A 7,391-nucleotide genomic window follows, 5' to 3' on the forward strand; every position below is an offset into this window, starting at 1 on the left:
GTCCCGCCTTTACCGGATTAAAAGAACACTTCAATTATAACAGTCAATTAAACGGTTCTTAGGGCTGGCGCGCGGTCTGCGATGGACGCTTGGCCCAGCCCACACTGCCAAATCTGGCGCAAAAAGTGCCCCCCTGTCCTATTCGGCATTTGCCGGCTCTCCTAGCCGATCAATCCCCTTGCCCTCGCGCCTGGCGCAGCCGCCGGTATAAGGTCCGCTCACTGACTCCCAGGCGGCGGGCCAGCTCGCCCCGGTCCATGGCCTCGGCCCGTGCCTCGGCCCATAGGAGGTAGCGGTCCGTCACCTCGTCTAGGGGGAGGATCTCTGCTGGGAGGGGGCCGGTTGCGAGCTCCCTGCCTTGCTCACGCTCCAGTCCCATCAGGTGCTCGGGCCGAATGTCGCCGTCATCGGCCAGAATGGCCGCACGTTCCAGAACATTGCGCAGTTCCCGGATATTGCCGGGGAAGGGGTAGCGGCTAAGCCGTTCCAGGGTGGTTTCGCCGAGGGCCTTGCCCTGGCCCTGAGCAGAGCGCTCCAGCAGGCGCCGGGCGAGCACTGGCAGATCGCTGCCTCGCTCCCGCAGCGCCGGTAGGCGGATGGGAAAGGTGGCGAGGCGGTAGTACAGGTCCTCCCGGAAGCGGCCATCCGCCACCATGGCGGAAAGGTCCTGGTGGGTGGCGCAGACCAGCCGGAAGTCGGTCTGGCGCACCTCGACGCTGCCCACCGCACGGAAGGTGCCGGTTTCCAGCAGGCGCAGCAGCTTTACTTGCAGCGGCAAGGGGATGTCGCCCACCTCGTCGAGGAACAGGGTGCCGCCGCGGGCCGCCTCCACCAGCCCCATCTTGCGGTAGTGGGCGCCCGTGAAGGCGCCCTTCTCGTGGCCGAACAGCTCCGACTCGAACAGGCTCTCGGTAAGGCCCGAGCACTCCACCGGAACGAACGGCCCTTCGGCCCGTTGGCTTTCCTCGTGTAGCGCCTTCGCCACCAGCTCCTTGCCTGTGCCCGATTCCCCCTCGAGCAGGACTGCGGCCTCCGTTGGTGCCACCCGGTGGACTAGCTCGATCATGTGGTTGAAGGCCGGCGAGCTACCCACCAGGGCGCTTTTCGTGCCCTCTGGTGTAGCCGAGCGCACGGGACGTAGAAGCTCTAAGAAGAGGACGATCTCCCCGGTCTCGTCGCGCACCGGCCGAGTTTCCACGTCCACATGCTCACGGCCGGCAGGGGTGTGGTGCACGTGGAGCAGTCGCTGGGCTCCCCCCGACTCCAGGCTCCCCTTCAATGGGCAGTCCTCGCCCGCTTGGTCGCAGGGGACCTGGTAGCCGTGGGAAACCTCGTAGCACCGCCGATTCAGAACCGGAGCGCCCCCGCCGTAGAAAGCGTCGTAGGCCTGGTTGGCGGCGACGATCCGGTAGCCCCGATCGAGGAGGATGGCGGGGTCCCGGTAGGTGTCGAGGAGGCCGGAAACCTCGGGCAGCGATGGCATGGTCTCAGGCTCCGGTGTCAGAAGGGGCGCTTATGATATCAGGAGCTGCCAATTTTTGCACTTGCGGCCGGTGCGGCGTCCCAGTCAAGGAAGGTTCAACAGGGCTCAGTCCCCCGGCGGGGTTGCCCCAAAGGGCTGCAATCGCTGGATCCTTGGAGTGTGTCGGAAGCCCCGATTGGGATCTGGCACGCCCGTTGCGTGGAGGGGGACGGTCTTGTGCCCCGGTGGCTGCCGTGTCTAGATGGTATTGGTAAGGCGGCCTGCGGTTACCCGTTCTGGCGCCACCCGGGCCTGGGCAACAGCACCAGCACTTGTCCCTGACGTCACCGAATCCCGGAGGTTGATAGCATGATTGCGAGCAAGAAGCGGGACCTCAAAATGGCCCTAGTGGTCTTCGCCGGCTGCTTGGTCGGGGGGACCCCGGCCCTCGCCGGGGAGACCGAATCCCGCGAAGCGGAGGCGCGCAAGGCGGTGAAGGCCCTCATGAGCGAGCTAAGTGGCGAGCTCAAGGCCGCCATGAAGGAAGGCGGTCCCAGCGCAGGCATCGGGGTCTGCGTGGAGCGGGCACCGGAGATTACCGGGCGGCTGTCCCGGGAGAAGGGGTGGCGGGTGACCCGGGTGTCCGACCAGGTTCGCAATCCCTTGCTGGGCATGCCGGATGCCTGGGAGCAGGAAACCCTGCAGCGGTTCCGCGGGCGCCACGCCGACGGCGCCTCCTACAAGGGGATGAGCCGGGGCGAGGTGGTGGCCGAGCCCGGCGGCAAGTCCTTTCGGTACATGCAGGCTATCCCGCAAAAGGGGGTCTGCATGAGCTGCCACGGGGATAAGGAGGCGCTGAGTCCGGCAGTGCGGGAAAAGCTGGCCGAGCGTTATCCCCACGATCGGGCCACCGGCTACGAGGTGGGCGACCTAAGGGGGGCCTTCAGCATCAAGCAGCCTCTGGAGTAGTCCGCGGCTGACTTGCGGCTACTGGCCTCCGGCCCGCAATGGGCAGGAATGATCCTGATCATGATCCTGAAGGCCCGACGGGTTTACGCTGAAAACTCGGCCCTTGTATGCGCCGGAAAGATGGGGGCCGGTACCCGCAAGGTTTCCTCGCCCCTCCGGCCAGAGGGGACAGAGAACCCACCGCGGAGCGCTTAGCGCGCTTCCAGCCAGCGAGGTTCAACCATGGCCCACGTCGTTATCCTCGGTGCCGGCACCGGCGGTATGCCCGCGGCCTACGAGATGCGGGAGGCCCTCGGCAATGGGCACGAGATTACCCTCATCAATGCCACGGATTACTTCCAGTTCGTGCCCTCAAACCCCTGGGCAGCGGTGGGGTGGCGCGATCGGGAAGCGATCACCTTCCCCATTCGCCCCTACGTGGAGAAGAAGGGCATCCACTTTATCGCCCAGCCGGTCTCCAGGATCGAGGCGGACCAGAATAAGCTCCAGCTCGCCGACGGCGGGACCGTCGAGTATGATTATCTGGTGCTCGCCACCGGGCCCAAGCTCAATTTCGAGGGCATCGAGGGGCTGGGCCCCGATAACGGCTACACCCAATCGGTGTGCACCATCGATCACGCCGACAAGGCCTACGAGGCCTACCGGCAGTTCGTCGACAACCCCGGGCCGGCCATCGTCGGCGCCGTCCAGGGGGCGAGCTGCTTCGGGCCCGCCTACGAGTTCGCCGCCATCCTCCACCGCGACCTGGCCCAGCGTTGGATCCGGGACCAGGTGCCCATCACCCTCGTCACCAGCGAGCCCTATATCGGGCATCTAGGCTTGGGCGGTGTGGGCGACTCCAAGGGCATGCTCGAGCACGAGATGCGCCAGCGCCACATCAACTGGATCACCAACGCCTCGGTGAGCAAGGTGGAAAACGGCACCATGCACGTGGTGGAGCACGACGAGGAAGGCGAGGTGAAGAAGGAGCACGAGCTGCCCTTCAGCTATTCCATGATGCTGCCCCAGTTCCTAGGCGTGGACCCGGTCGCCGAGGTGCCCGACCTGTGCAACCCCAAGGGCTTCGTCAAGGTGGACGACTACCAGCGCAGCCCGGCCTACGCGAATATCTTTGCCGCCGGGGTCAACCTCGCCATACCGCCGGTGGAGGCCACTCCCGTGGCTACCGGGACGCCCAAGACTGGCTACATGATCGAGTCCATGGTGGCCGCCATCGTCCACAATATCCAAGCCGAGCTCAGCGGTGGCACCCCCGACGCCAAGGCCACCTGGAACGCCATCTGCCTGGCGGATTTGGGGGATACCGGCGCCGCCTTCGTGGCCATGCCCCAGATCCCGCCGCGCAATGTCTCCTGGTTCAAGGAGGGCAAGTGGGTCCACTGGGCCAAGATCGCCTTCGAGAAGTACTTCCTGCGCAAGGTCAAGAAGGGCACCAGCGAGCCGGTGTACGAGAAATACGTGCTCAAGGCCCTGGGCATCAATCGCCTCAAGGAGTAAGGGGGGTAACCCTCTCTGCTAGCAGGATGGTTAGGATGTTATCAGGGGGGCAAATCGTTAGGAGAGACGGGGACCGGTTTCTTGCGTTTCTAACAACTATTTTTTAAATTAGTTATAAGCTAATATTCAACCTAGGTTTGATGCCATGATAACCGATAGCCTAACCATCGCCGGTTTGCTCGTCGTCCTTGTCACTATCCTTGTTCTGATTGCCTTGTGTCGGCTCCGTGGTTGCAGTGGCCAGGCCTGAGGCCGCCGCCACCGGGTCCGCCGTCCTCGAAGCAGGGGACGTTTGGACCAACTGGTCCGATTGGGCCAGGCAAGGGACTTCCCGGTCCACGGTGGCCGGCTCGGGTAGCTCTTGGGCGCTAAGCCAGAGCTGAGAAAGCTCTTCAGCCACCTGGGGCAGTCCGTTCACCGTGGCCACTACCCGTTCGCGGTCGAAAAAGGCGAAGGGCTCGTCAAGGAAGAGGAAGTTCGTTTGGTTGCCGCTCAAGCGGGCGAGTTCTTTCGAAAGGGCCAACCGCAGGGCCAGCAAAATCTGGCGGCGGGTGCCGCTGGAAAGCTCGTCGAAATCCAGGAAGTCCCCCTTCTCCGGGGAGAACACTTCGGCCTCAAGCCCTTCGCCCAGGCGCAGCTGCTGGTAGCGGCCGTCGGTCAGTACCGGTAAGGCCTTCTTTGTAAGCTCCCGCACCTCCTGGTTGAACTGGTTGGATAGCTTGCGGGCCGTTTCCGTCAGCAGTTCCCCTGCCAGGTTCTTCACCGCCAGCTCCCGCTCTATCGCTGCCAGCTCTCCCTCGCTCGATTCGATGGCTACCTGCAGGCGGTCGGCCTCCGCCCGCCGGCCGCGTTCGTCCTCAATGCGCTGCTCCAGGTGCTGGCGATGGCCCTCCAGCTCATTTTGGGCACGGACAAGGACGTCGTGTAGGGCGGAAACCGTTTCCCCCACTCGGACCGGATCGGCCCGGAAATCCGTGATGCGGTTCCCCAGGTAGGCCAAGTCCCCGGGAAGCCGATAAAGAAGGTCCGCCCCAGGGGTCGTTTCTACCGCCTCCTCCTCGGAAGGTTCGTCCTGGGCTGAGGATATTGAGGTTTCGGGGTCGGCCTCCGCCGGTTCCTGAGGCCGGGTGTGCTCGTCCAGGGCGGTAGCGGCGATGAATTCGTCCAGGCGGTGACTCAGGCTTTCGGCATCGGGGATCAGTTTTTCCCGGGCCCGCACCACACGCTTGCCCAAGGTGGAAGCCGCCCGCTTGAGGCGTCGGCTGCGGCGGGCGAATGCATTGCCGGCGATACCAATCACCACTCCCAGCGCGGCGATCCCCGGGCCAAGCCACGGCAGATAGGACTCAAAATGACCCCACTGCGGGATAGCCTCCAGCTCCAGCAATAGGCGATCGGCGTAGGGGTGGTCCGGCCAGTAGGTTAGCAAGGCCCAGCCGGCACCCGCGGCGGCGCCGGCCAGGAGAATAACGGCAGCCGTCGGTCCCAGGAACAGACGCAGGCGTCGGGCTTGATCGTAGGCCTGACGCTTCCGCCGGTACCATTCGTCGGCACCATCCATGGCATTGGCGGCCTCATCGATATCATAGGCCAGGGTTTGCCTGTCCTTTTCCAGGCCCTGCAGCCGGTCCAGGGTCCCCTCTTCTACCTGGAGCTCATCGAGCCTTTCCCGGGTTTCCTCCAGGTCCCCCCGGACCCGACTTTGTTGGGCTTTTTGTGTCTCGGTTGCCTTCTCAAGGTCCTTTTCCGCTGCCACCAAAGGGGTGACCCCGGCCATGGATTGCACTGCCTCACTGCGGGGATGGGCGTGCACCAAGTCGCGCTGAGCGAAATAGAACGACTCCAGGAATTCATCGAAGCTGAACCCGCAAATCCCGGGAATGGCGTTCCCAACCTGATCGACCCCTTTGGCCAAGCTAACCCCCGGGTCTTCCAGCAAGGTCAAGCTGGCCCCTTGGCCACCGTCGGCGTCCAAGGTCCTGGATACTCGGTAGGATCGGCCGTCGCCGCCCTCGAAATCGAGGGTCACCTGGCACTGCCGCTCCTCCCAGTGTAGGAGCTTGTCGGGAGCCTCAGGGCCGAGGGCGAAGGTCCGTCCGAACAGGCCGAAGCAAAGGGCCTCCCCGATGCTGCTTTTGCCCGACTCGTTGGGCCCCGTAACCCCGATCAGGCCCTGACTGGGCAGGCCGTCGAGCTCGAGGCGGCGGAATTTCAGGAAGTTGTCGGCGGCAAGGCGGGTGATGACCATGCTAGGCTTCCCTTAGGTGCGCCTGGAGATGTTGGCGGGCTAGTTCGACGGCCTCGTCGAATAGCTCGCCGTCGAAATCGGACAGGTGCTCGCGCCTTCGCTCCCGTTCGGTCTGTGCGAACGCCTCAAAGGCTTGCGCCGGATCCCGACGGGTCGCCTGCGGGGCGTCTTCGTTGGTCGGTTGGGCGTCGTCGGAACCGGCTTCGATGGGGTCGCCGTCGTGACTCATGGTGAAGTCCCCTTGCCTTGCTGGCGCTCATTGATCCGAAGGCCGAGCTCTCAGTTTGTCCTCGCCCGCTTCGTCCGGAACAGAGGGCTTCTCGGGCTCAGCGGGGGCTGTCTCCTCGCGCTCGGCAGAAGCCGCCTCCTGGGGTTCGGCTTCCGGGGAAACGGCGGCACTAGCCGAGGATTCGGCACCAGAGGGATTGGTAAAGCGGTCATTGAGATCCTGGATGAAACGGTCGGTGCCCTCCAGGGTGGTGCGCAGGACCTTGCGGGCGCCTCGCCCCCATCCGACGGGGCGGGGGCGGATAGCCGAGCGCCAGGGGCGGGTACTGCGGGCGAAGGCCCCCTTGACCTGATCCAGGACCCGTTTGTCCCCGCCGTAGTGGCTCTCGATGCCCTGCATAACCCGGCGGGCGGCGCGCCTGCGGTTGCTGAAGTGGCCCCAAATGCCTAGAGCCACTACAGCCGCAGCGGCAAGGCTGGCCCCGACCGTATTGCCCGCAATGACGTTCAGCCACGGCGGGGGCTGGAAGCTCAGGCCCTGCCAGTAGCCGGCCCAAACCGAGCCGCCGATCAGAACCGCTGCCACGCCCCCGAGGGCTATCCCGTCCCGGAGCCATACCCCCCGAGCCCATTGTCGGAGGGCCCGATCGATCGCCGGAACCCGCTGCTGCTCGATTTCCTGAACCGTCTTTTCCAGGGCACCGACGATGCGGTAGGTGCGCTCCACACTTACCCGGTACATGCGTTCGTGGATCTCGTTGAGATCGACATCCCGCTTTTTCTCGAAACGCTGCCGACGGGCCTCGTCCGCGATGGGGGTGGCGAACTCGGGGTTGTAGATGCAATAGAAGCGGCCGGCGGTGAGGCCCTCCTGAGCCAATGCCCGCTGCCAGGAGGAAACCACATCCTCGGGATTGTCCTCGGCCGCGGTGGCGTCCATCTGGTTCAGGATGTAGAGGAATTTGCTGGATTCACGGTGGCGCACGG

5 protein-coding genes and 1 pseudogene are annotated in these 7,391 nt (G+C 64.6%); 2 read left to right on the top strand and 4 right to left on the bottom strand.

Annotation, left to right across the window (positions count from 1 at the left end; translation table 11 throughout):
* Positions 1–169: 169 nt before the first annotated feature.
* On the bottom strand, positions 170–1,483 hold the full coding sequence (locus V5A19_RS09565; protein ID WP_332319428.1) for a sigma-54 interaction domain-containing protein: 1,314 nt from the start codon (positions 1,481–1,483) through the stop codon (positions 170–172).
* Between the two features lie 348 nt (positions 1,484–1,831).
* Between V5A19_RS09565 and V5A19_RS09570 the strand changes: the two genes are divergently transcribed.
* Together V5A19_RS09570 and V5A19_RS09575 are read left to right on the top strand one after the other, a co-directional pair.
* A complete protein-coding gene (locus V5A19_RS09570) occupies positions 1,832–2,431 on the top strand; it encodes a Tll0287-like domain-containing protein (protein WP_332319429.1) in 600 nt (199 codons plus the stop codon).
* Positions 2,432–2,653: 222 nt separating this feature from the next.
* On the top strand, positions 2,654–3,928 hold the full coding sequence (locus V5A19_RS09575) for an NAD(P)/FAD-dependent oxidoreductase (RefSeq protein ID WP_332319430.1): 1,275 nt from the start codon (positions 2,654–2,656) through the stop codon (positions 3,926–3,928).
* 160 nt (positions 3,929–4,088) lie between these two features.
* On the opposite strand, the gene V5A19_RS09580 is transcribed toward V5A19_RS09575, so the two are convergent.
* The 3 genes and pseudogenes from V5A19_RS09580 to V5A19_RS09590 all read right to left on the bottom strand — a co-directional run.
* Positions 4,089–6,176 carry an ATP-binding protein gene (locus V5A19_RS09580; protein ID WP_332319431.1) on the bottom strand — a complete coding sequence of 696 codons (2,088 nt, stop codon included), beginning with the start codon at positions 6,174–6,176 and terminating at the stop codon, positions 4,089–4,091.
* A gap of 1 nt (position 6,177) precedes the next feature.
* Entirely contained in the window at positions 6,178–6,405 is a 228-nt protein-coding gene (locus tag V5A19_RS09585; protein WP_332319432.1) for a hypothetical protein, read from the bottom strand.
* Positions 6,406–6,432: 27 nt separating this feature from the next.
* A pseudogene (locus V5A19_RS09590) lies at positions 6,433–7,391 on the bottom strand (dynamin family protein); the annotation flags it as partial.

The organism is Thiohalorhabdus sp. (assembly GCF_036628635.1).
Classification (GTDB): domain Bacteria; phylum Pseudomonadota; class Gammaproteobacteria; order Thiohalorhabdales; family Thiohalorhabdaceae; genus Thiohalorhabdus.